18 protein-coding genes are annotated in these 23373 nt (G+C 43.1%); 13 read left to right on the top strand and 5 right to left on the bottom strand.

Features of this window, described 5'->3' with window-relative positions; translation table 11 throughout:
- The first annotated feature begins 344 nt into the window (after nucleotides 1-344).
- From AC1DUD_RS19380 to AC1DUD_RS19365, 4 genes are read left to right on the top strand one after another with little or no spacing between them, the layout of a single operon-like run.
- Nucleotides 345-725: a DoxX family membrane protein gene (locus AC1DUD_RS19380; protein WP_477377347.1), complete on the top strand. Its 381-nt coding sequence runs from the start codon at nucleotides 345-347 to the stop codon at nucleotides 723-725.
- Nucleotides 726-779: 54 nt separating this feature from the next.
- Complete coding sequence (locus AC1DUD_RS19375) at nucleotides 780-1100, top strand: ArsR/SmtB family transcription factor (protein WP_477377345.1); 321 nt, start codon at nucleotides 780-782, stop codon at nucleotides 1098-1100.
- On the top strand, nucleotides 1097-1600 hold the full coding sequence (locus AC1DUD_RS19370) for an SRPBCC family protein (protein ID WP_477377343.1): 504 nt from the start codon (nucleotides 1097-1099) through the stop codon (nucleotides 1598-1600). Before AC1DUD_RS19375 ends, AC1DUD_RS19370 begins: the two co-directional genes overlap by 4 nt.
- A 4-nt stretch (nucleotides 1601-1604) precedes the next feature.
- On the top strand, nucleotides 1605-2018 hold the full coding sequence (locus AC1DUD_RS19365; RefSeq protein WP_477377341.1) for an SRPBCC family protein: 414 nt from the start codon (nucleotides 1605-1607) through the stop codon (nucleotides 2016-2018).
- A gap of 73 nt (nucleotides 2019-2091) precedes the next feature.
- Here AC1DUD_RS19365 and AC1DUD_RS19360 read toward each other — a convergent pair whose 3' ends face one another.
- The 5 genes from AC1DUD_RS19360 to AC1DUD_RS19340 form a co-directional block, all read right to left on the bottom strand.
- Nucleotides 2092-3411, bottom strand: coding sequence for a TolC family protein (locus AC1DUD_RS19360; protein ID WP_477377339.1), 1320 nt, complete (start codon nucleotides 3409-3411; stop codon nucleotides 2092-2094).
- A 4-nt stretch (nucleotides 3412-3415) separates the two neighbouring features.
- Entirely contained in the window at nucleotides 3416-6514 is a 3099-nt protein-coding gene (locus tag AC1DUD_RS19355; RefSeq protein WP_477377337.1) for an efflux RND transporter permease subunit, read from the bottom strand.
- 8 nt (nucleotides 6515-6522) lie between these two features.
- Nucleotides 6523-7560 carry an efflux RND transporter periplasmic adaptor subunit gene (locus tag AC1DUD_RS19350; RefSeq protein ID WP_477377335.1) on the bottom strand — a complete coding sequence of 346 codons (1038 nt, stop codon included), beginning with the start codon at nucleotides 7558-7560 and terminating at the stop codon, nucleotides 6523-6525.
- A gap of 15 nt (nucleotides 7561-7575) precedes the next feature.
- The gene (locus tag AC1DUD_RS19345) at nucleotides 7576-7989 is read right to left on the bottom strand and encodes a hypothetical protein (RefSeq protein WP_477377333.1); all 414 of its coding nucleotides are present in this window, start codon (nucleotides 7987-7989) and stop codon (nucleotides 7576-7578) included.
- Between the two features lie 84 nt (nucleotides 7990-8073).
- Nucleotides 8074-8637, bottom strand: a complete 564-nt coding sequence (locus AC1DUD_RS19340) for a Crp/Fnr family transcriptional regulator (protein ID WP_477377331.1) — start codon at nucleotides 8635-8637, stop codon at nucleotides 8074-8076.
- A gap of 228 nt (nucleotides 8638-8865) precedes the next feature.
- Here AC1DUD_RS19340 and AC1DUD_RS19335 point away from each other — a divergent pair, with 228 nt between their 5' ends.
- The 9 genes from AC1DUD_RS19335 (at nucleotide 8866) to AC1DUD_RS19295 (ending at nucleotide 23336) form a co-directional block, all read left to right on the top strand.
- On the top strand, nucleotides 8866-9927 hold the full coding sequence (locus AC1DUD_RS19335; RefSeq protein ID WP_477377329.1) for an acetylxylan esterase: 1062 nt from the start codon (nucleotides 8866-8868) through the stop codon (nucleotides 9925-9927).
- Nucleotides 9928-10176: 249 nt separating this feature from the next.
- Nucleotides 10177-12516 carry a GH92 family glycosyl hydrolase gene (locus AC1DUD_RS19330; protein WP_477377327.1) on the top strand — a complete coding sequence of 780 codons (2340 nt, stop codon included), beginning with the start codon at nucleotides 10177-10179 and terminating at the stop codon, nucleotides 12514-12516.
- 120 nt (nucleotides 12517-12636) lie between these two features.
- A complete protein-coding gene (locus AC1DUD_RS19325) occupies nucleotides 12637-14022 on the top strand; it encodes an SGNH/GDSL hydrolase family protein (RefSeq protein WP_477377325.1) in 1386 nt (461 codons plus the stop codon).
- A 15-nt stretch (nucleotides 14023-14037) separates the two neighbouring features.
- Nucleotides 14038-14868 (top strand): alpha/beta hydrolase, encoded by an 831-nt coding sequence (locus AC1DUD_RS19320; RefSeq protein ID WP_477377323.1) that lies wholly within the window; start codon nucleotides 14038-14040, stop codon nucleotides 14866-14868.
- 287 nt (nucleotides 14869-15155) lie between these two features.
- Complete coding sequence (locus AC1DUD_RS19315) at nucleotides 15156-16907, top strand: RagB/SusD family nutrient uptake outer membrane protein (RefSeq protein ID WP_477377321.1); 1752 nt, start codon at nucleotides 15156-15158, stop codon at nucleotides 16905-16907.
- A gap of 24 nt (nucleotides 16908-16931) precedes the next feature.
- Entirely contained in the window at nucleotides 16932-17375 is a 444-nt protein-coding gene (locus AC1DUD_RS19310; RefSeq protein ID WP_477377319.1) for a DUF5004 domain-containing protein, read from the top strand.
- Between the two features lie 24 nt (nucleotides 17376-17399).
- A complete protein-coding gene (locus AC1DUD_RS19305; RefSeq protein WP_477377317.1) occupies nucleotides 17400-18407 on the top strand; it encodes a DUF4961 domain-containing protein in 1008 nt (335 codons plus the stop codon).
- Between the two features lie 95 nt (nucleotides 18408-18502).
- Nucleotides 18503-21601, top strand: coding sequence for a SusC/RagA family TonB-linked outer membrane protein (locus tag AC1DUD_RS19300; RefSeq protein ID WP_477377315.1), 3099 nt, complete (start codon nucleotides 18503-18505; stop codon nucleotides 21599-21601).
- A 28-nt stretch (nucleotides 21602-21629) separates the two neighbouring features.
- Nucleotides 21630-23336: a RagB/SusD family nutrient uptake outer membrane protein gene (locus AC1DUD_RS19295; protein WP_477377313.1), complete on the top strand. Its 1707-nt coding sequence runs from the start codon at nucleotides 21630-21632 to the stop codon at nucleotides 23334-23336.
- Nucleotides 23337-23373: the final 37 nt, after the last annotated feature.

Below are 23373 nucleotides of genomic sequence, written 5' to 3'. Positions count from 1 at the left end.
TTTAAGTAAATGATACTTTTACAACTACCAGGGGTACATTATGTTTTATAATTAATTAAATAATTTAATTATAAATATAAAAACAAAATTCCAATAATTGAGGTTATCGTACAGCTCCGCCTTTTTCTGAGTTTATAAAGGATGCCCGATTTGTATGCGGCCATAATATTTTAAATCACGATGTAAAATACATTTCATCACCACTCAATCAAGCTGCAATCTCTATTGATTCCAACTTGCCTGAATTTTGACACAACTCAATTTTTTTAAATAAATTTGCGAAACCAATTAGTTGCGTATATATTTGCAACCAATCAGTTTCTTATTTTTAAAATAAACCAATCATGAAAAGTAAAATCTTATTTGTTTTATGCCTGTTAACCGGGCTGATGTTTATTAATGCGGGCCTTAATAAGTTCTTAAACTATATGCCAATGCCCAAGGATATGCCTCAAAGTATGGTGAAAGTAATGCAGGCCTATATGGAAATAGGATGGATTATGCCGTTGGTGGGTGTCGCCGAAATTGTTGGTGGCTTGCTGCTGATCTTCGCAAGAACAAGGGCCCTTGGTGCTGTTGTGCTCGTTCCTATTTTAACAGGGATCCTGTTGGCCAATATCAGTATGGCCCCATCTGGTTTACCTATTGCATTGGTATTAACCGCAATTGTTGTTTGGGCAATTATTGACAATTGGGAAAAATACCTGCCTATGATCAGGAAATAAATTTTCACATAAACCGGTCGACTTTATTTAGCCGGTATGTAATTGACACTTCAAATGAGAAGAGATATTTTTCAGGCCGTTGCCGACCCTACACGTAGGGCCATCATCGCCTTAATTGCATTACAGGCAATGACACCTAACGCCATTGCCGAGCATTTTGATACTACACGTCAGGCCATTTCAAAGCACCTGAAGGTTTTAACCGAATGCGAACTGATAAAACCAGAGCATCAGGGTCGGGAGATTTATTATCAACTGGAGATTGACAAAATGAAAGAAATAGACAAATGGCTGGAGCAATTCCGCAAGATTTGGGAAACCCGGTTTGCGCAACTCGATAATCTTTTATCAACCTTAAAAAAAACACATAAATGAAAAACAACCTGTATTTCGATTTCACTGCTGACAAAGTAAAAAATACGCTGACCATTAAGCGTGAGTTTTTGGCCGACAGACCATTGGTTTGGGACTGCTATACCACAAGTGAATTGCTCGACCAGTGGTTTGCGCCCGCTCCGTTAACCACCAAAACAAAATCAATGGATTTTATTCAGGGTGGTCACTGGCACTATGCCATGGTTGAACCAAATGGCACAGAGTACTGGGGTTTAACAGAATATGTTAAAATCCAACCAATTGATTATTATACAGCATTAGATGCTTTCAGTAATGCAGATGGTGAAATAAATGAAGACCTGCCCCGTGCGGAGTGGCTTGTGAATTTTACCGATAGGGGAGAGAACGCTTTAGTGGAAACTATCGTTACCTATAAATCGCTTTCTGATCTGGAGACCGTTATCCAGATGGGTATGGAGCAGGGAATGATGGCAACACTCGAAAAGCTTGATCAGTTATTACTAACCTTAAAAAAATAATAAAATGAGCAGCAAGATCACTGTTACCGCAACTGTAAATGCAGATGTTAAAAAAGTTTGGGACTATTACACCAATCCTGAGTACATTACAAAATGGAACTTTGCCGATCCTTCATGGCAATGCCCTTCTGCATCAAATGATATGCAGGTAGGGGGGAAATACTCAGCAAGAATGGAAGCCAAAGACGGAAGCTTTGGTTTTGATTTTGAAGCTACTTACGATGAAGTTGTTGATGGTGAAAAGTTTACCTATACCATGCCAGACGGCAGGCAGGCAAGTGTTTCATTCAATGAAAATGGCAGCCAAACAGAAGTTGAAGTAACTTTCGACCCGGAAGGACAAAATCCTCTCGAAATGCAAAAAAATGGCTGGCAGGCTATACTCAACAACTTTAAGAAGTATACTGAAGAAAACTAAAGTTGGTTAAAGCAATTTTAAACAGCGACTGTATTAATACAGCCGCTGTTTTGATTTAATAGGGGTTTTGCTTTTACTGCCCGGTTAAAATTTTTAAATCTGAAATAGCCATGCGGTAGGATAGTTGTGCTGTATACATATCTGCCCGGGCTTTGGCCAGCAATGCTTTGGTGTTCAGTAGATCAGTTAATTTATTGAGGCCTGCAGTCTGCTTATCCTGCTGGATCTTTAGTTCTTCCTGCCGGTAGGTAACCGATTTTTGTGCTACGGCAATCAGCGCCTGTGCCTGGTCAATTTTCCTGTAAGCTTTTTTAATATCATTGCTTACCTGCAGTTCTGTATTGATAAAGTACTCCTCAGCTTGTTTTAATCCAAATTGCCTTTGACGGGTTATTTGTTTGTTTGAAAAAATACTTTGCAGGTCCCATTTAAGGCTCAAGCCGATAAAAGTATTGTTTACAGGTAACAGGGCATTGCCAAACTGGTGTGCATATCCACCCGTTAATCCGAGTTCGGGGATATTACTTTGCCTTGATGATTTGATACCGAGTGCGGCCTTCGATTTATTCAGATTAGCTATTTGCAGATCAACATTTGAATTTTTAGCGATGCTCTGGTATTCTTCTACTGGGTTCATGGATTGAATATCAGCCTCAATTTCCACCAACCTGATTAAGGTTGCTGTAATACCGGTAATTGTTGTTAAATCGCCCATGTAATCCTGTACCTGAATATTCAATTTCAGGATATTTTGCTCCTGGTCGGCAATATTAGCTTGTAAACCGGCTTTATCAGTATTAACTGTTTTGCCCGCCAGTATAGCGTTTTCTACATCTGTGAACTTTGATTTGGCTAATGCCAATGCAGCTTCGGCCTCTTCCAAACGCTTTTGTGTTATCAGGATCCCGTAATAAAGCTGCTCTGTCGACTGTTTGATCTGCAGCTCAATTTTAAGTTTTTCTTTTTCCGTTAATAATACATCGGTTTTATCCGCCTGCAGTCCCGTTTTTATTTTCGCCTGTTGCGTAATCGGCTGATAGGCCATTATTCCGACTACGGAACTATTATACCCGCCAACCGTAAAACTCTTATCTGTGCCGGGGCTTGATGGGCCGATAGTACCTGCCGGAATGGTCAGTTCACCTAAACTAAAACTATGCAGGTAGTTTCCGTTTAAGGTAGTTAAAGGATATCTTTTGATTTTATCTTCTTCTATTTTTGCCTGCTTCTCCCTGATCTGCCATAATTTAGTGGCGAGCGCGTGGTTATTTCGTAAAGCAGAGTCGATTAATTGCTCTAATGAATATGTTGGTATCTCCTGCGCTTTTAGCGATAGGGTACACCAGATCAAATATACCATGAGCAATATCCCCAATTTTATTGTATGTTTCATTTGATTAATGCTTTAATGGGTTTTCAATTACGCCCGGTTTTGATTTGATCCATCCTATGTATAGTACAGGTACAGATATTAAGGCCATGGCCATGCTCCATACCACGCCGAATGCCAGTACGCTTGCAAGCGGTGCCCACATCGGCGAGCCGGAAAGGATCATGGGCAATACGCCAATGGCGGCTGCCATTGCCGTAAGAAATATTGGTCTCAAACGTCTTTTGCCGGATTCGATAGCGGCCGATTTAATGTCAAGCCCGTGTTTAATGAGCTCGTTTGTGTGATCAACCAGGATGATGGCATTGCGCACTACAATTCCCGACAGGGCGATCAGGCCGATGAATGCAGTGAAGCTGAAATAGTTCCCGGTAACAAACAAGCCCAATATGGCTCCGAACAGGCTCAGCGGAATAGTTAACATCACTATGGTAGCCTCTTTAAGGTTCCTGAACTGAAACAGCAGGATAAAAAATATCAGCACCAGACTTACGAGCAATGCCGTAATCAACTGCCCCATAGATTCCTTTTTATTGAAATCCTCACCGCCGTATTCAATGCGGTAGCCGCTTGGTAGTTGCAGCTTGCTGATTGCAGGCCTTATCGCTGCCAGCAGTTCTGACGGGAGCATATCATGAGTGGTTTCACTCTGTACGGTAAGTGTCCGTACGCCATTGCGATGCATGATCCGCCCGGTTTGCCATTGCGGAACCAAATCTGCTATTTGCCTTAAGGGCACTTCGGCTCCCGTAACAGGCGATCTTAAATAAGTATTCTGCAAATCACCGGTAGTTTGCCTGTTTTTTTCATCCAGCCTCAGCGCAATGTTTACTGCATCGGTACCTTCATATATTGTAGAAATAGCCGCTCCGCTGAAACCGGTGTATACCGCCTGAGAAATACTCCCGGTGGTATAACCCAGGCGACTTGCCTCATCTTTCAACTTTATGCCGATACCGTAATAATCTTCTGCAAAATCGTTTTTGACAAAACGGCTGCCCTTTGCCTGTTTCACTATATTGCTCACCTGTTCGGCAATGGCTTTTAAATGATCAATATCCTCTCCAATGATCCTGACTTCAACAGGTGCTTTTAGCGATGAACCCTGCTGCATCAGTTTGATATAGGTTGTGCCTTCAGGAATAAGTTTCCCAACTTTAGCACTTAGCTCTTCAGAGAGTGCGTCTGTGGTTTCTTCTGAAGTAGTGTTTATCAGTATCTGGGCATAATTGCTCGTCGGGAACTCCGGCGAAAAGTTATAATAAAACCTGGGCGAAGCGGTGCCTGTAAACGTGGCATAGGGAAGTACCCGTTTATCTTGTTTTATCAATGCCTCAGCCCTCAGAATGGCTGCATTGGTTTTCTCGAGTTTTGTCCCTGTTGGCATCCATAATTCTACTACAAACTGGCCTCTTTCTGCCGCGGGGAAAAACTGCTGCCTTATACCACCCGAAAACAATAATCCCGCAAGCACAATCGGCACCAAACTGCTGATGATGGTGATTGTTGGATGTTTGACGCACCAGTCAAGCAGGGCATCATATCCATTCTGCATTAAATCCAGCAATGATTTCTTATGCTTCTTTTGGGGGGCTTCTTCGGCAGATGCTGCCTTTTCATGCAAGCCCTTTTTAATAAAGGTATAGCACAGGAGGGGAGTTAAAACCATTGCTACAAAAAATGAAGAAGCTAAAGCAACCGCAACGGTTATAGGCAATGCAAAGATAAATTCGCCCACTGTACCGCTTATTAAAACCATCGGCATAAATGATGCAATGATCGTAACTGTGGCTGCCAGTACCGGGATCACCAAATCGTTGGCGCTGCGCCAGGCGGCAGTCCATCGTTCAACACCCTCGTCCAGCAGTTCCACATAATTGTCGGCTATAACTATGGCATCATCTACCACCATTCCCAGCACCAGGATCAAGGCTGCCAGCGATACCTGGTGCAATTCGATACCGAGCGCATGCATTACGGCAAAGGTTACTGCTACGGTCATTGGAATAGCCATGGCGGCCACTGTTGCAATGCGCAGGGGCAACAATAAAACAACTACAATGATTACGGAAAGAATAGCCAGGAAAAACTCCCTGATAAAGTGTGAAATATTTTCATCTACTACCTGCGGCTGATTAACAATGGTAGTGATTTTAATATCCGAAGGAATTACCTTTCTGGCTTCTGCAATTTTCCGGTTAACCTCTTCGCCGAATTTTACAATATTGTTCCCTTCCTGCATCTGCACAGAAAGCATCATAGCCTTGTTGCCGTTTACAGTTATAATGCTCTGCGGTTCTTTATAGTCTCTTTTCAAAGTAGCCACATCACCGAGTTTAACTACAGAACCAGACTGCGAGGTGCCCACTACCTGGTTAACAAGATCTGTTTCGGTATTATAATAGCCGTTGGTATAAAGGGGGGCCTTATTGCTATTGGTTTTTACCTCTCCGGTTGCATTGATGCTGTTTTGCGACTGTAAAACCTGCACCACCTGTTGTGCATTGACGCCGTACTGGGATAGCTTTTCAGAAGTAGAGGACACTGCAATTTCCTCCTGCTGTTCGCCAATGCGTTTTATTTTTGAAGTAGCCGGGATAGTACGCAGGTAGTCCTCCAGCTTTTGAGCGTAATGCTTTAGCTCCTGGTAGCTTGCCTTGTTACTTTCCAAACCAATCACAAGGGCTTCCGTATCGCCAAAATCCGAATTAACGATGGGGCCTTTTACCCCCTCCGGCAAATCAAGCTGTTTGGAGATCAGCAATTGATGGCGAAGCTTGCTCCAGAATATATCCGGCTGTTTTACCCGCTCGGTAAGTTCTACGTTTACAACAACTTCTCCATCTTTCGTGGTTGAATAGGTTTTAGACTTATCTACCTCTTCATATTGAAAAAGATATTGCTCCAGTTTTTTAGTAACCTGATCTTCTACCTGTACAGAATTTGCACCGGGAAAATATGCGACAACTAAACCCTGTCTGATGGTGATTTTGGGATCTTCCCTGCGCGGCATATTCAGCAAAGAATCTATGCCGACAGCAAAGAGCAGGAACAATACAGACAGCGTTACGTGCTTGTACTGTAATGATGTTTTTATAATGTTCATCGGCGTAATTATTTATTGGTAGAGATTAATGAACCGTCAGATAATTTTTTTTGGCCGCTGGTAACAACGATTTCTTTATCGGATAGCCCCGATACGATCTCAATCTTATTTGAAAACATGCTTCCAAGGCTCACCCGGCGTTTAAAGGCTTTGTTTTGAGTATTGTCTACCACAAACACATAGCTTTGGTTAGCCAGATCCTGCTGAATGCACTCGGCAGGTAATAAGATAGTTTGCTTTTTGTTACTGCCGGTCATCCTGGCATCGGCGATCATGCCCGAGCGAATCAGCAAGCCGGGATTTTCCACTTCAATTTTTATAGCGAAGGCCCTCGATGTGGCATCGGCTGCAGAACCTATTTCTATTACTTTACCTCCAAATGTTTTACCAAGCGCAGTAATGGATACATCGGCCGTTTGCCCGAGTTTTATTTCATGCAATTCACCTTCGGGAACATAAGCCAATACCTTTATCTTCCGGATGTCGGATACGGTGAATAACGGCATGCCAACACTTACAATTTCGCCTTCTTCGGCATGCTTTTTAAGCAATACGCCGCTAATAGGGGAGTATAGTCTGGTGTCGTTCAGGTTTTTTTGTTGTAGTTGCTGTTGCAAGCGGGCCTGCTGCAGGGAGAAGCTGATTTTTGAAAAGTCGGCTTCGCTCAGGCTCTTTCCTGCATGTAATATCTTTAAGCGGTTAAATTCATCAACTGTGGAGCTGAGCTGTACATCGGCTTGTGCCTTAGCAATTGAATAATTGGTTGGGTCGAGGCTTGCTATCAATTGTCCTTTTTTGATGTTTTCGCCTTCTATAGCCGATTCGTAATTGATTTTACCTGGCACCATAAAACCTAAATTCACGGTAGTAAAGCCTTCTATATTGCCGCTTACAGCAATTTGAGCGTTAACGGTTTGCGATTTGACTTCTTCAGTCTTTACAGCAATGGCAGCAGGTTCGCCGCCGGATGCAGGTGTGTTCCTGTTCTTGCAGCTTACGGCAAGACACAGGGCAATAAATGCAGGGAAAAATAAGGGTCGTTTCATTTTTATTGATTTTTATTATTCTGAAAAGAATTGTTCTTGTATTTGTACTGTTTCGATGCCCAGGAAGGACAGTGATAGCTTAATTTGTTCAACAAAGGCTTCATTACCAGAGATGGTAAATTCCATTTGCTGCATGGTATTAGCATTCAGGATGGCTTCAATATCCTCTTGCCGGATACCGCAACAGTCTGCTGCTGCTCGTGAATGAAAGCTTATGAATAATTGGGTAGGGAAATGTTTTTGCAGTATTTTGAGCTCCTTTTTAAAGAGGTGCTGTTTATTTATTGAGCAGTAAAAAAGGGAGATATGCTGGTATTTTGCTTCTCCCAATTTACTTTTTAAACCATAGAAGATGGATGCAATACCTAAATCATCTGCAAAAAATACATGATGAACGCCAAAACCCTGAATAGAAATATATGCTTGCATGATCTAATAATTTGATAATGCAAAGCACGGGAAGCAACGCGAGGGTGTTTTTAATCTATCTTAAAAAATGAAATTGGCACGAAATTATTTTTTTCCTCTGATAACACTCAATGTTTGCTGGGTGATACCCAGGTAGGAGGCTATATCCCCGAGCGGGGCCCGCAATAAAATATTAGGGTAGTGCTCTGTAAAGTTTTTGTAACGCTGTTCTGCCGTTTGAAATTGTAGCGAGAAAAGCCTGTCCGAAAACCGTTTAAGTGTTTCCATTGCCACCAGGAAACAGAAAGTCTTAAATGGTGCAATCTTCTCAAACAGGTCGGTAAACTCCTTAAAGTGGATTATTCGAAACGTCGAATCTTCTAAAATCTCCCGGCCGTAAGGATCTGCGTTGTTAAAATAAACACTCTCTACAGACATGGTAAAGTTGTTTTCAGCAAAGAAGAAATGTGTAATATCCTTTCCTTCCTGGTTGATATAGTACAACCTGACCAGGCCTTCTTCAATAAAATAAACTTTGGGCGATCGGTTATCCGGTTGTACGAGGCAGGTGCCTTTTGGATAAAATTCCTTTTTGAAAGCAGCGTTGATTGCAGCGCATTCTTCTGCATTTAAGTTGATCTTGGAATTGATGTACTGAAGCAGGTCCATAGTTCATTAATTAGGGGAATGAAGCTATTACAGGTAAAACAGAAACGACACATAAATATAGAAAATGTCGCTCAAATTATTCCACAAGTTTTATGATCAATAACAGAACAGACGGCGTTTGTCAACTGCCAATAACACCCGACAATATCAAAATTGTGATATTGCATGTCAGTATTGTTACATGCAATAAACGGCATGTTTTATAAATTGTACCAATAAATCAATCGTATGATGTTGTCTAAAACCAAGGTGCTTTGCGTAGTCGTTGTGTTATTGCTGTGTTCGCTGATTTCATTTGCACAACAAATAAATTATCCTCCCATTGAAACGGTTGCAACCGATTTTAAAAAGCTGCTGGAAAGGCCTCGTGTTGCCTTAAATCCGTCTTTTACGGTAACTAAAACAGATTCAGTTATTATAGAACAGGGGTTTATTTATAGCGAAAAGAATGAACGGGTTCCCATCCTGATTTACAAACCTGTTACGGGGGCCCAATCATATCCTGCGGTGATTTTTTTACATGGCACGGGTGGTAAAAAAGAAGACAACAAAAAGATAATGTACCAATTGGTTAAACGAGGGATCATCGGCGTAGCTATTGATGCCCGCTTTCACGGCGAGCGCATAGCCGGAGGCGCACATGGCTCAACGGAATATGTAGCTGCAGCTACTGCCGCCTGGGAAAATAAGGATAAGGCCCACCAAACGCACCCCTTTTTGTTTGATACAGCCTTTGATCTTTGGCGGGTAACCGATTACCTGTCAACCAGGCCCGATGTAGACGCCAACCGAATTGGCATGGGCGGCATATCCATGGGAGGGATTGAAACATGGCTTGCCGCATCGGTGGATAAACGGATAAAAGTAATTGTGCTGGATATTTCGGTACAAAGTTTCAAATGGTCATTAGATAACGATAAATGGCAAGGCCGCGTAGGAACTATTCAAGCCGCGCATCTGCAGGCAGCTAAAGACCTTGGCGATTCTTCCTTAAACAAGCGTAATGTAAAAGCGGTATGGGATAAATTACTCCCTAATATTACCGGCGAGTTCGACTGCCCGTCAATGTTGCGATTAATGGCACCGCGTGGAATGTTGATTTTAGGTACAGAAAATGACCCCAATTGCCCACTGCCAGGCGCAAATATAGCCTATGCTTTGGCCACACAAACCTACAGATCAAAAAATGCGACCGACAAGCTTATGCGCGATGTAACGCCAAAACTTTTCCATACTTCTACGCCGGAACATTTCAAAATGACACTGGATTGGTTTAGCAAATGGTTGTAGCTACGGAGGCATTGGCAATACATACATTAGATGATCTTTTAGTCTGAAAAAATAAAATTAACAAAAATTTGCTAAATCGATTTTATTATATAATTTGGTCGTGTAATAACCAATTAACCAATACCAGTCAATTTTTAAATTTTGAAGTCTGTCTGTGATAAAAAACTTACGATAAATGAAGCTTTTTGTCGATAATAAATCACAGTTTCGGCCTTCAGGATCTTAAACAATAAAACCGGTACTACCATTATGAGCATAACTACGTTACCAGCCTACAAAAAATGTATCATAGCCTTATTTGCTGCGGGCCTTTCGCTTGGTTCGGCAACTATGCTGAAAGCGCAAAACGCGGCTTCCTATGTTAATCCATTTATCGGCGCCAGTACGAGTGCCGATGGGGCAGGTGTTTATCACGGCCTGGGCAAAACTTTTCCGGGGGCTGCCACACCATATGGGTTGGTGCAATTAAGTCCTAATACCATAACAGGAGGCGATAATGGTTCTGGCTATAGCTATGAGCATACAAGTATTGAAGGTTTTGCGTTTACCCAAATGAGTGGAATAGGCTGGTACGGCGATTTGGGGAACTTTTTAGTGATGCCAACCGCCGGCATGCTCAAAACAAGCGCCGGTAAAATAGGAACCACTGGTGTGGGATATCGTTCTGCTTACGATAAAAGCAGTGAAAAAGCATCGGCCGGGTATTATAGCGTTCAGTTAACCGATAACAATATCAAAGCCGAAGCTGCAGCAGCACCGCACAGCGGTATGCTACGTTTCACTTTCCCTCAAAATAAACAATCACGCATCCAGATAGATCTGGCCCGAAGGGTAGGGGGAACATCAACGCTCCAATATGTAAAAGTAGTTGATGATCATACTATTGAGGGCTTTATGAAATGTACGCCTGACGGTGGTGGTTGGGGTAACGGTGATGGTAAGGCTGATTATACTGTATATTTCTATGCGCAATTCAGCAAGCCATTAAAAAACTATGGCATTTGGAGTGCCGACATACCCGATGACTGGAGCCGCAAGCTGGATGATGTAACCAGCGACAAATATCAGGAGCGTGTAGCCCATGCAGAGATACTTAAGGGAATAAAGGATAAACAAGGTAAGCATCTCGGTTTTTACACAGAATTTGCTACTAAAACCAACGAACAGGTATTGCTTAAATCAGGAATTTCATTTGTGAGCGTAGCCGGTGCTAAAGCCAACTTACAGGCGGAAATTAAAGATTGGAATTTCGACGCAGTACACCAACGGACTGTTAACTTATGGAACAACGCTTTATCAAAAGTAAGTATCCAGGGCGGCACGGCCGAGCAAAAGACGGTGTTTTATACAGCCTTGTATCATACTATGATCGATCCGCGAATAGTGAGCGATGTTACCGGGCAATATATGGGCGGCGATGGCAAAGTACATCATACCGCAACGTTTAAAAAACGTACCATTTTTAGTGGATGGGATGTTTTCAGGAGCCAGATGCCTTTACAAACTATCATTAACCCATCGTTGGTAAATGACCTGGTTAACTCGTTGGTAACGCTTGCCGATGAAAAAAAGAAAGATTACCTGGAGCGTTGGGAATTGTTGAATGCCTATAGTGGCTGTATGCTTGGCAACCCGGCAGTAGCTGTCATGGCCGATGCTTATGCTAAAGGCATTCGTAACTATAACGTACCCAATGCCTACAAATTAGCCGTGGGTACAGTTGAGAAATTTGGTAATGGTGATAAAGGTTTTACTCCCGGTAACACAAGCATCAGCTATACCCTTGAATATGCTTATAACGATTGGTGCGTTGCTCAGCTTGCAAAAGGGCTTAATAAAGCAGGTGATGCGAAAAAATACGGCGAAAGGGGTGAGGCCTTTAAAAATATTTTTGATACAGATAAGGGCTGGTTCAGACCAAAGGATAGCACAGGAACCTGGTTGCCATGGCCTGCAGAGGGGCGCATTAAACAATGGTATGGCTGTATTGAGAGTAATCCTTATCAGCAGGGTTGGTTTGTGCCACAGGATGTGGATGGTATGGCCAAACTGATGGGTGGCCGTGAAAAAGTAATTGCCGATTTGAATAACCTTTTTGAGAAAACGCCCGATAACATGATGTGGAACGATTATTATAATCACTCCAACGAGCCTGTACACCATGTACCCTTCCTGTACAACCGCCTTGGCGCACCTTGGCTTACCCAAAAATGGACTCGCGAGATCTGCCGCCGCGCTTATAAAAACTCTGTTGAGGGTTTGGTTGGTAATGAAGATGTAGGACAGATGTCTGCCTGGTATGTTTTGGCAGCCAGCGGTTTACATCCTGTTTGCCCCGGCGATACGAGGCAGGAGATCACCAGCCCTGTATTTAATAAGGTAACGCTAAAGCTTGATCCTAAATACGCAAAGGGCAAAGCATTTACTATCATCGCCAACAACAATTCGGCGAAAAACATTTATATACAAGGAGCGAAGCTTAATGGTAAAACCTATAACAAATGCTATATCGACTATAAAGATATCACTGCAGGTGGTACACTTGAGCTGAGCATGGGGGCTACGCCAAATAAAAACTGGGGAATCTGATATTATATTTAAGATGATAAAAATGGCTGCGCTTTTTAATCCTGATTTGCTAAATCGATTTTATTATAAAGCCTATAAATTGAATTTATTTTTTGCTGAACACATTATAATTAACAGTTAATGAAAAAGTTGATTTTATTATTAGTACTGATAGCAACGCGTGGAGCAGTAATTGCCCAAAGCATAGCGCCATTTCACGCCGGCGACAGGGTAGTTTTTGTTGGTAACAGCATTACCGACGGAGGCCATTACCACTCGTACATCTGGCTGTATTACATGACCCGTTTCCCCAATATGCGGATAACCTGCTTTAACGCAGGCATAGGCGGCGACGTAGTAGGGCAGATCAATGATCGTTTTGAAGATGATGTGTTCAGCAAAAAGCCAAATGTTTTAACCCTTACCTGGGGAATGAACGATACTGGGTATTTTGAGTGGTACCGTGCCGATGCACAGGAATTTATGGATAAAAGGATCCAAGGTTCATATGATAATTACGCGCTGCTGGAAAACAAACTGAAACAACGCCCGGAGATCCGCAAGATCTTTATCCTTGGTTCACCTTATGACGAAACCAGTAAGTTCACTACCAAAAATATCTATCCTAAAAAAAGCGCTGCTTTTTCAAAAGTAATAGATTTTCAGCGTAATGCCGCTAAAAGGAATAATTGGGGCTATGTTGATTTTTTCCACCCTATGACAGAGATCAACCTGCGTGAGCAAGCCAAAGATTCGACTTTCAGCTTAACGCCTAATGACAGGGTACACCCAGATAATGACGGACACCTGGTAATGGCCTATCTTTTCTTAAAAGCCCAGGGTTTCAGCAACAAAGTAGTAGCTGATGTAGCGATTGATGCTAAAAGTAAAAAGGCTATTAAAGCAGTTAATTGTAAGATAACCAATGTGGTATCTTCCACCGATTCGGTATCGTTCAATTACCTTGCCAGTTCATTGCCTTATCCTATTGATACCATTCCGCGTAGCTGGGGAAACAGGAAAAAACAAGCAGACGCACTTAAGATCATACCTTTTACTAAAGAAATGAATCAGGAGCTGCTTGCCGTTAAAGGTTTAAAAACCGCCAATTATGACGTGCTTATCGATGGCGAAAAAATGGGTAACTGGTCGGCTGAGCAATTAAGCACAGGTATTAACCTGGCCGAAATCACTATCACACCACAATACCAGCAAGCCATCCAGATCAGGGAACTGAACGAAGAGCGCTGGGACATTGAGCGGCGCATCCGCATGTATGTTTGGATGCAATTTGACTTTTTAAAAGGTAAAGGTCTTTTGTTTCATGATACCAATGCGGCTATGGATACCATAAGTAAATATGCCAAAAAGGACATTTTTGTTAACGGCAATAAGGACAATTATACCCGTGCCCGTTACAAAAGCCTGCGTGATGCATGGCAAAAAGAAATGGACGTACTAACTGATCAAATCTATGCGATAAACAAGCCTCAAAATCATCGCATTACCATCATTGCCTCAAAATAAAATCACTATATACAAATGGATATTAAAAAGTTATTCTTTATTCCGTTATTTATTGGCCTTGCTGCCTGCAGTTTCAAAGCCGCTGCAGCAACGGTTGATACGGTGCTAACCCACAGTGCCGCAATGAACAAGGATATTAAGGCGGTGGTAATCAAGCCTACCGATTATTCAAATACCAAAAAGTTCCCAGTACTTTACCTGTTGCACGGCTTCAGCGGTAATTACAGCGATTGGATCAAAAAAGTTCCCGCCGTTGCCGGCCTGGCAGATACTTATCATTTTATTATAGTTTGTGCCGATGGCGATTTTGCAGGCTGGTATTTTGACAGCCCAATCATTAAGGACTCGCAATATGAAACCTATGTAGGTACAGAGCTGGTAAATTGGGTTGACAAACATTATTCAACCATAACCGACCGAAAGGGGAGGGCTATAACCGGGCTAAGTATGGGCGGTCACGGCGCTTTGTTTTTGGCTTTTAAGCATTTAGATAAATTTGGCGCGGCCGGCAGTATGAGCGGTGCGGTTGATATCAGACCTTTTCCTGATAGTTTTGGCATAGAACGCGTGCTGGGTAAATACAGTGAACATCCTGCCAGATGGGAGCAAAACAGTGTGGTAAATCTCATATACCTTTTAAAGCCAAACTCGCTTGCCATTACATTTGATGTTGGTTATGATGATTTTCTTTACCAGGCAAACCAGGAACTGCACGAAAAACTGCTTGAGCGCAAAGTGCCGCATGATTATACAGTAAGGCCGGGAGCGCATACCTGGGAGTTTTGGGGCAATTCCATCAACTACCAGGCGTTGTTTTTCAGTCGTTTTTTTGCCGGAGTAAAATAGAGAGTATATTTATAATAGCAATTACAACATTTTCAACCGATTGTAAATGTTGTAATTGTTAAAATTTAAGCTAAGAAATTGCGATTTTGAAAAATATAAAAAAATAGCACAAAAAATTTGCTAAATCGTTTTTATAAAGTATATTAGTGTCAGATTTCAACATCTGAATTATAAACCAATTAACAAATAGTTTTAAACTTTAGCTTACACAGTTTAAAATATAGAATTGCTAAAACGATTTTATATTTCTTCTTCTGTCGAAGCGTGATGTTAACTAACCCTATAGTATGAAAAAACTTTACTTCAAGGTTCTTGCTTATTCGGTTTTGGGGGGCTTTCTGTTTTTTACCTCGTGTAAAAAGGATGGCTTCCTGGGGCAAACACAAACATCAAACCTAACCGAGGGCACCGTGTTCACCGATAGTGCCAACACTGTATCATTTTTAGCCGGCATTTATAGTAATGTTGGTTTTAGCGCTGCGGCGGGCAGGTTTACTTACGGGCCAATACTTTCACCCACACCTAACGGGGGTATCGATGCTGCATCCGATGAAGCCGAGGTATCGGCGTCGGCCGGTTCAACTGCTTTGGCATTTGAAACCGGCACCATCAATGCTGCGGTAGTTACCGACGATGCGTATAAAACGTGTTATACTAATATCCGGTCGGTAAACCAGTTGCTCAAAAACTTGCCCAAAGCGCCTATCAACACCTTTGTCAAAACACAAATGAAGGCCGAGGCGCGTTTTTTACGTGCCTGGTACTATTCCATACTGGTAAAACACTATGGCGGCGTGCATTTGCTTGGCGATAGCATTTACACCTATACCGATAAGATCCCCGCTGCCCGTAATACCTATGCCGATTGCGTAAATTATATCCTCACCGAATGTGATGTGGCCGGGCAGGACCTGCCGACTGTACAATCGGGGGTAAATTATGGCCGGGCTTCAAAGGGGGCTTGCCTTGCTTTAAAGTCAAGAGTATTATTGTATGCTGCAAGCCCACTTTTTAATGGTAAGTCTATAGGTGAAGACAAAACGGTTGGATTGGCAGGCTATCCTGATAACGACCCTAAACGCTGGCAATTGGCTGAACAGGCTGCTGCCGCGGTTATCTCAACGGGGATGTACAGTTTAAATGTAGACAATACTACGGCTGCTGGCTTCGGTTTTCAAAAGCTGTTTACCAAGCGTGTAAATACTGAATATATTTTTCAGCTCATGCGCCCAACCGACAACGTGGATCTGGAGAACTTATGGCAACCACCAACACGTACCGGTAAAAACGGCGCGTTTCCTTTACAGGGCCTGGTTGATGCTTTCCCGATGAGCAATGGGAAAGCGATAACCGATCCAACATCAACCTATAACCCCAATGATCCATATGCAAACCGGGATCCGCGTTTGAACTACAGTATCATCCATGACCAAACGCCTTTACAAATCAGGCTTTCATCAGGCACATCGCCTATCAATATTTTTGTCGGCAAATACAACGGAAATACCACAGGACCCGATGCTGTGCATGTTGGCACCACTACAGGATACTACACCAATAAAATGCTTGATCCGGGTGCTGTAGCTAATGATTTTATGCACCGCACAGCCCGTTGCCTTCCGCTGATCCGTTATGCCGAGATCCTGCTGAACTATGCTGAAGCGGCTAATGAATTTGAAGGGCCAACCACGCAGGTTTACAATGCTGTGGAATTAATAAGGCAAAGGGCCGGTTTAAATCCGTACCAGTTACCGACAGGATTGAACCAGGCCGAAATGCGTGCGGCTATCCAAAACGAGCGGCGCATTGAACTTGCTTTTGAAGAACACCGTTTCTGGGATGTGCGCCGCTGGAAAATTGCCGATCAAACCGACAACATAACTACTAAAGGTATGGAAGTTGATCGTGACGGTGCTACCGTAGCATACAAACAGTTTGATGTGCGCAAACGCAATTTCCGTAAAGCGATGTACCTGTGGCCTTTCCCGCAAAGCGAAGTAGCTAAATCGCCTGAACTAATCCAGAACCCGGGCTATTAATTATTGACATTAAATAATATTGATATGAAATATAATTACAAAGCAAAACGGTTTTACCTGGTGCTTGTGGCTGTCTTAACATTAGCAGTATCATCATGTAAAACCGAAAAAATAGTACCCGGAAGCGAGGCTCCTAAAGATATTAAAGGTAACTGGCGGGTAATTAAAGCTACCCGTAACGGTACCGACTTAACCTCTATTATTGATTTCAGCCAGTTCAGGATCAACTTTACCGATAAAGGTTATACGCTGGTGAACAAGCTGCCCTTCCTGGTTAACAAAGACGGAGCTTTTGCATTGGATGACCCACAGTATCCCTTTAAGATCACTTTTACTGCCACGGGCGATAAACCGGTTTCAACCGCTTTTACTTATCCCATAGTAAATGGCAAAAGGCAGCTTAGCATAACATTCAGTCCCGGTTGCACCAATAACAGCTATGTATACGTGCTTGAAAAAGCCAATTAATAAACCAAAAGCAACAGATAAATTATGAGATCATATTTACTACATATAAAAGGTAAAAATTTATGGAAGCTGTGTGCTTTGGTGGTGCTGGGTATTGCTTTGGCCTGCTGCGGTGAGCAAATAACCAGTGTTGATCAGCCTGCTACAGCTACCGTAGGTTCGGTTGTGCCGATAACTGTTCACTGCGATATCCCTACAGTAGGCGATGGCGGTCCGGATTACCTCATTTTTGGCTTTTTAGTACCTAAAGGCTGGAAAGCTGCGCAAAATACCACTATAAATTATACCAGTAAACAGGGTAACGGAACCATGTCCCTGGTACCTGATGGTACTTTACCCAAAAATGGCGGTGGACTTAACTGGCCGGCCTATATGAAGAAAACATTAGGCAACGGCGGCAACCTTATCGACGATATGGAATGGGTTGCCTATCAAACGGATAAGGCCTACAGCCATACCGGCGGGGTAGAGTTCATTGTTGACCTTAACGTCAAAATAAAAGTTGGTGCCGATAATAACAACATGCTGGTAAAACTGGGTTATACCATCACCGACAGCGGCAACGGTTTTACGAGTGATGGTAACGGTACTTATTATAGCGCGCTGCTTGGTAGTAATTGTTTTGAGGTAACCGGCGGTAACGGCGACCTGGTTGACTTTTGTAATCCACAACTTACCACTATCGACCCGCCGAAGTCATTGGATAACGATTTTGTGACCTTAACCTTTGATGGTACAGTTGCCGATACTGATTTAAAAGGCGAGAGTGAAGTTTACCTGTGCGCAACGGCCTATACAAGCGATGGCAAAACGATAAACGTTTGTGAGCAAACCACTAAAACGCTGCTGAAACAAACTACGGCCACCAGTAAAAAATATCAGCTCACGTTTTGGCCAAGATCATTCTTTAATGCGGGAGATGCACAAACCATTACAAGAATGGAGTACTTCCTTACCGATAAAACAGGTAAAAAGAAAGTTGGCTATGGTAATACAGATGCCCCGTTCACCTATACATTTAAATGCGGTTAACCAGTAAATAAACTAAACGGCAGATGCAATTAATAAATCTGTATTTGCTAAAACGATATTTAAATCTTTTGCCAACAATTTTAAACCTAAAAAATATGGCTTATTGCTACATAAAGAAATGCTTAACAGGTATCACGCTGTTGCTGTTGCTGCTGGCCAAAACCAGTTATGCATCTGTACAGCAGGATACTACCAGGGAGGCGCCTGCACGCCCCGGCCAGGTGAGCGGTATTGTACTTGATGAGTACGGTAATCCGCTGCAAGGCGTTAAGGTAATCAATAAAGGGAAAAATGCTGTGTTAACTACCGGCAAAGATGGCGCGTTTGCCATTAATGCCGCTAAGGGCGATGCATTGGTTTTTACCGCCGCAAATTATAATGCCCGTGAAGTCACCGTACGAAATGCGGCTAAATTAACGGTAAGGCTCCTTGATACTTATATAAAAGCGCCCAAAACTATCAATGCGCTTTATGATACCATCAGCACATCAAAAAATGTAGGGGCAATATCAACTATTTATACTAACCAGCTTACTACTACGCCTTCAACTTTATATACCTACGCCTTACCCGGACAACTCCCCGGCTTATATACTCAGCAATACAGTGGCTTTGCCGCACCGCAAACCGGCGTGCAAACTGTAAATGATTTTATCGGGGCGGTAGTACAGCATAATAACTATTCTGCTAATGATAATAGCGAGTTTGGGCTTTTTTTACGGGGACAAGCGCCTATAACTATTATTGATGGTGTTCAGCGTGAGATAGCATCACTTGATCCGGAAAGTATCGAATCGGTTTCGGTTTTAAAGGATGCACTTTCAAATATTATGCTGGGGATCAATAGCTCACGCGGTACTTTATTAATCACCACTAAACGTGGGCAGCCAGGTACGCCGCATATTTCATTCACAGCACAAAGCGGGATTCAGCAGCCTTTGGGTTTACCCAACCCGCTGCCTGCTTATCAATACGCTTATTTGTATAACGAAGCATTACAGAATGACGGCAAACCTGCTCTTTACAGCGCCGCCGACTTTAATGCCTACCGTAACCATACCGACCCCATAAGGCATCCGGATGTTAACTGGTTTAAAACCATCTTACGCGATAACTCCCCCATGACCAGTTATAAGCTTAACGTTAACGGCGGTACCCAGGTAGCGCGATACAGTATTTCGTTAAACTATCTTGACCAGGCGGGGATGTTCAAAACGGCGTCGTCTGTGCCATACAATACCAATAATGATCTTAACCGTTACATCATCAACTCCGATCTGGCGGTTAATGTAACCAAAAAATTCACTGTCGACCTGCAATTGTTTGGCCGGATCCAGCAAAGCACACAGCCGGGAGCAGGGTATGGAAACATATTGAGCACGCTTTATAGCTTGCCGAATAATGCCTATCCGCTTTACAACCCAAACAATTCATTTGGCGGTACAACAACTTATACCAATAACCTGCTTTCGCAAACTGAGTTTTCGGGCTATCAGCGCACCAACAGTAATGACGTGCTTGCTAACCTCGATCTTAATTATAACCTGAGCAGCGTAACTCCGGGTTTATCGGCGAAGGCAAAGGGTAACCTCGCTTTCTCATCGCAAAGTTTTCTAAACCGCTCGCTGCAAAACAATGCTTATTCCTTTAACGCGGATAGTTCTTATTCGGCAGTAGGCTCATCGGGTGCTCAAAACAATTCATACAGCACTGTATCAAGCGCACGCTACTCGTTTGCCCAGGCATCGGTTAATTACGACAGGACTTTTGGCAAAAGCAATATCACCGGCATGGCATTGTATGATGTGCGTTCGGTTGTGTTAAACTACGACCTTTCGCAGGTAACAACAAACCGTGCTTTAAAAGCGGGTTATAACTATGATGGTAAATACTTTATTGAGGCGGCTGCCAATAGCAGCGGATATAATCGTTACCCGCCGGGCAACCAATATGGTTTGTTTTATGCAGGTGGCATAGGCTGGCAAATGGGTAAAGAGGATTTTATTAAAGATAACTTCAGTTGGATAAACTCCTGGAAATGGCGCGCTACCTATGGCAAAACAGGTAATAACAACGTAGATAATTACGGCTATTACAACTTTTTGCAAACCTACGGTGCTACAAACGGCTATTCATACAGCACAGGTACCTCAAAAAGCCCTGTACAGGGAGTTTATGAAAATACGCTTGCTAACCCTTATATCCGCTGGGAAAAAGCCCGCAAGCTGGATGTAGGTACAGATATCTCCCTGTTTAATAACCATTTCAATATCACGGGTGATTATTACTATGACAGGTATTATGACCTGCTGCAGGTGCGCGGCAACAGCATCGCATTGTTGGGTACTGCTTACCCTTACGAAAATTTGGGCGTCAACCTTTACAAGGGAGGCGAGCTTACTTTAACTTACCAAAACCATATCCAAAACTTCAATTACTTTATTTCAGGTAATGCATCTATCCAGTCGTCTAAAATCATTTTTAGCGATGAGGAGGCTTATCCTTATCCATGGCTAAGACATACTGGTCGCTCGCCCAATGCTATTTATGGTTATACCGCTATAGGTTATTTTAAAGATGCGCAGGACGCAGCTACCAGCGCCACAACTACCGGCTACACAGCCCAGGCGGGTGATGTGAAATACAAAGACCTTAATGGCGATCATATTATCAACCAGTTCGATGTTTCGGCCATAGGCGGTAACCGTCCGCTGGTGTACTACGGACTATCAAGTGGTTTTAATTACAAGGGCTTTAGTTTGAGCTTCTTATTACAGGGTGTTGCCAATCGTGAGCTGATGTTCAACAATTCGCAGGTGAACGGTTTTGCTGGTGTGGGGTTCCTTGGTCTTACTTACAGCGGGCAGGCTTACGAAACCATCTTAGGCCGCTGGACGCCCGAAACGGCAGCTACCGCTACTGCTCCACGCTTATCATTGGGTAACGCCAACAACACTGCTAACTCAACGCTGTACCTGCGCAAAGGTAATTATGTAAGGCTTAAAAACGCCGAGGTAGGTTATAGCCTGCCTTATGAGTGGGCGCATAAGCTCAGGTTATCAGGTTTAAGGGTATTTGTGAACGGGGAAAACCTGTATACACTGTATGGCTACAAAGATTTCGATCCGGAGGTTTATGGCACTGCTTACCCAATTCAAAGGGTAATAAATGCCGGTGTTAACATTAAGCTTTGATTTTGGCCATCATAAAAATATTACGATCATGAAGAGTTTCAACAAAATAATTTTAGCAGCCGCCGGCATCTTAACCGTAATGGCCGGGTGTAAAAAATATGAGCAGTTTCCGGTTGATAAGGTGACCATTAACTACGTGTTTGATAAAAAGGATTCGTTGGGTACCAATGCCCAGATGTTTCTTTACGGGATTTATGCAGCACTGCAAAACGGCCACAACAGGGTAGGCGGTGATTACCTTGACGCAGCGAGTGATGATGCCATGTCTTCGGCTTCAGGTGCATCAAATGTAGTTACCATCCTTTCAACGGCATCTTATAACTCGTATACTATCCCCAGTGATGAAAACCTTTGGGCCTATTATTATGCAGGGATTCGTAAGGCAAACGAGTTTGTAACCAATATTGATGTGGTGCCGGTGATGGCTAAATACAACGGCTACTCCATGAAATACGTATGGAAAGGCGAGGCCCGTTTTTTAAGAGCGTTGTATTACTTTGAATTGGTGAAACGTTACGGCGGCGTGCCATTATTGGGCAACAAAGTATTTACCATAACCGATAATGTGTCCCTGCCGCGCAATTCCTTTGCCGACTGCATTAAATACATTGTAAGCGAATGCGATGCTATTAAGGACACCCTGATGACCGCGCCGCTGAGCAACCCTAATGCCGATTATCACCGCCCAACCAAAGGAGCTGCAATGGCTTTAAAGGCTAAGGTATTGCTGTATGCGGCAAGTCCGTTATTTAACGGGCAAAATATCGATGCCTCTAATCCGCTTACAGGATACACCGATTTCAGTGCCGACAGGTGGGCCCAGGCTGCTGCAGCAGAAAAAGCGGTGATGGATTTGAATGCTTATTCGTTGCTGCCCAGCTTTAAAGATGTATTCCTGACCCAAAACAGCACTGAAAATATATTTATCCGCCAAACTGATAATTCATCATCAATTGAAACCACTAACGGCCCGGTTGGATTTACCGGCGCAGTAGGCAAGGGGCAAACGAGTCCAACGCAGCAATTGGTTGATGCCTATCCTATGAAAAGTGGTTTAGCCATTACCGATCCTGCATCGGGTTATAACCCGGATAACCCTTACGTAAATCGTGATCCACGCTTAAGCTACACGGTGCTTTATAACGGTACAAGGTGGCTAAACTCCGATCTGCAATTGTTTGAAGGCGGCATCAGCAAACCTAATGGCTCATTGCAGCAAACCAAGACAGGCTATTATATGCGCAAGTTCATGGGCAATTTTGAAAATACCAACGCCTACTCGGCTCATGTTATCGACTGGCAGATCCTGCGCTACGCCGATGTGGTATTAGGTTATGCCGAAGCACTCAATGAGTCGGCAGGGGCTACCGCTGATGTTTATAATGCTGTGATCAGCATCAGGAGGAGAGCCGGGATTGATATCGGCTCAGGCAATTATGGCCTTAAAGCAGGCATGACCAAAGATGAAATGCGCGCTATCATTCAAAACGAAAGGCGTTTAGAGATGGCCTTTGAAGAGAACCGCTACTTTGATATCCGCCGCTGGAAAATTGCCGGTGCGGTTATGAACCAGCCACAAAAGGGGATAAGCATTGTAAAGATTGGTTCCAGCCTTACCTACAATGTAGTTAACGCGCTTACCACCAAATTTGAATTGCCTAAGATGTACCTGTACCCGATACCTTATGACGAGGTTTTGAAGAACCCTAATATGAAACAAAATCCAGGATGGTAGTCTCAAACCTCTGTCAGTTAAACCCAAAAAATTAAGC

Source organism: Mucilaginibacter sp. P4_A11, assembly GCF_056402535.1.
Note: the sequence above shows the minus strand (reverse complement) of the source record. Positions and strands in the feature narration are given on the sequence as shown.

Bases quoted from the DNA above. Each gene is read 5' to 3' on its own strand.
- AC1DUD_RS19295 (WP_477377313.1), top strand. From the start codon at position 21,630: ATGAAGAGTTTCAACAAAATAATTTTAGCAGCCGCCGGCATCTTAACC.
- AC1DUD_RS19310 (WP_477377319.1), top strand. From the start codon at position 16,932: ATGAAATATAATTACAAAGCAAAACGGTTTTACCTGGTGCTTGTGGCT.
- AC1DUD_RS19365 (WP_477377341.1), top strand. From the start codon at position 1,605: ATGAGCAGCAAGATCACTGTTACCGCAACTGTAAATGCAGATGTTAAA.
- AC1DUD_RS19340 (WP_477377331.1), bottom strand. From the start codon at position 8,637: ATGGACCTGCTTCAGTACATCAATTCCAAGATCAACTTAAATGCAGAA.
- AC1DUD_RS19375 (WP_477377345.1), top strand. From the start codon at position 780: ATGAGAAGAGATATTTTTCAGGCCGTTGCCGACCCTACACGTAGGGCC.
- AC1DUD_RS19305 (WP_477377317.1), top strand. From the start codon at position 17,400: ATGAGATCATATTTACTACATATAAAAGGTAAAAATTTATGGAAGCTG.
- AC1DUD_RS19345 (WP_477377333.1), bottom strand. From the start codon at position 7,989: ATGCAAGCATATATTTCTATTCAGGGTTTTGGCGTTCATCATGTATTT.
- AC1DUD_RS19360 (WP_477377339.1), bottom strand. From the start codon at position 3,411: ATGAAACATACAATAAAATTGGGGATATTGCTCATGGTATATTTGATC.
- AC1DUD_RS19325 (WP_477377325.1), top strand. From the start codon at position 12,637: ATGAAAAAGTTGATTTTATTATTAGTACTGATAGCAACGCGTGGAGCA.
- AC1DUD_RS19300 (WP_477377315.1), top strand. From the start codon at position 18,503: ATGGCTTATTGCTACATAAAGAAATGCTTAACAGGTATCACGCTGTTG.
- AC1DUD_RS19315 (WP_477377321.1), top strand. From the start codon at position 15,156: ATGAAAAAACTTTACTTCAAGGTTCTTGCTTATTCGGTTTTGGGGGGC.
- AC1DUD_RS19380 (WP_477377347.1), top strand. From the start codon at position 345: ATGAAAAGTAAAATCTTATTTGTTTTATGCCTGTTAACCGGGCTGATG.
- AC1DUD_RS19350 (WP_477377335.1), bottom strand. From the start codon at position 7,560: ATGAAACGACCCTTATTTTTCCCTGCATTTATTGCCCTGTGTCTTGCC.
- AC1DUD_RS19335 (WP_477377329.1), top strand. From the start codon at position 8,866: ATGATGTTGTCTAAAACCAAGGTGCTTTGCGTAGTCGTTGTGTTATTG.
- AC1DUD_RS19355 (WP_477377337.1), bottom strand. From the start codon at position 6,514: ATGAACATTATAAAAACATCATTACAGTACAAGCACGTAACGCTGTCT.
- AC1DUD_RS19370 (WP_477377343.1), top strand. From the start codon at position 1,097: ATGAAAAACAACCTGTATTTCGATTTCACTGCTGACAAAGTAAAAAAT.
- AC1DUD_RS19330 (WP_477377327.1), top strand. From the start codon at position 10,177: ATGAGCATAACTACGTTACCAGCCTACAAAAAATGTATCATAGCCTTA.
- AC1DUD_RS19320 (WP_477377323.1), top strand. From the start codon at position 14,038: ATGGATATTAAAAAGTTATTCTTTATTCCGTTATTTATTGGCCTTGCT.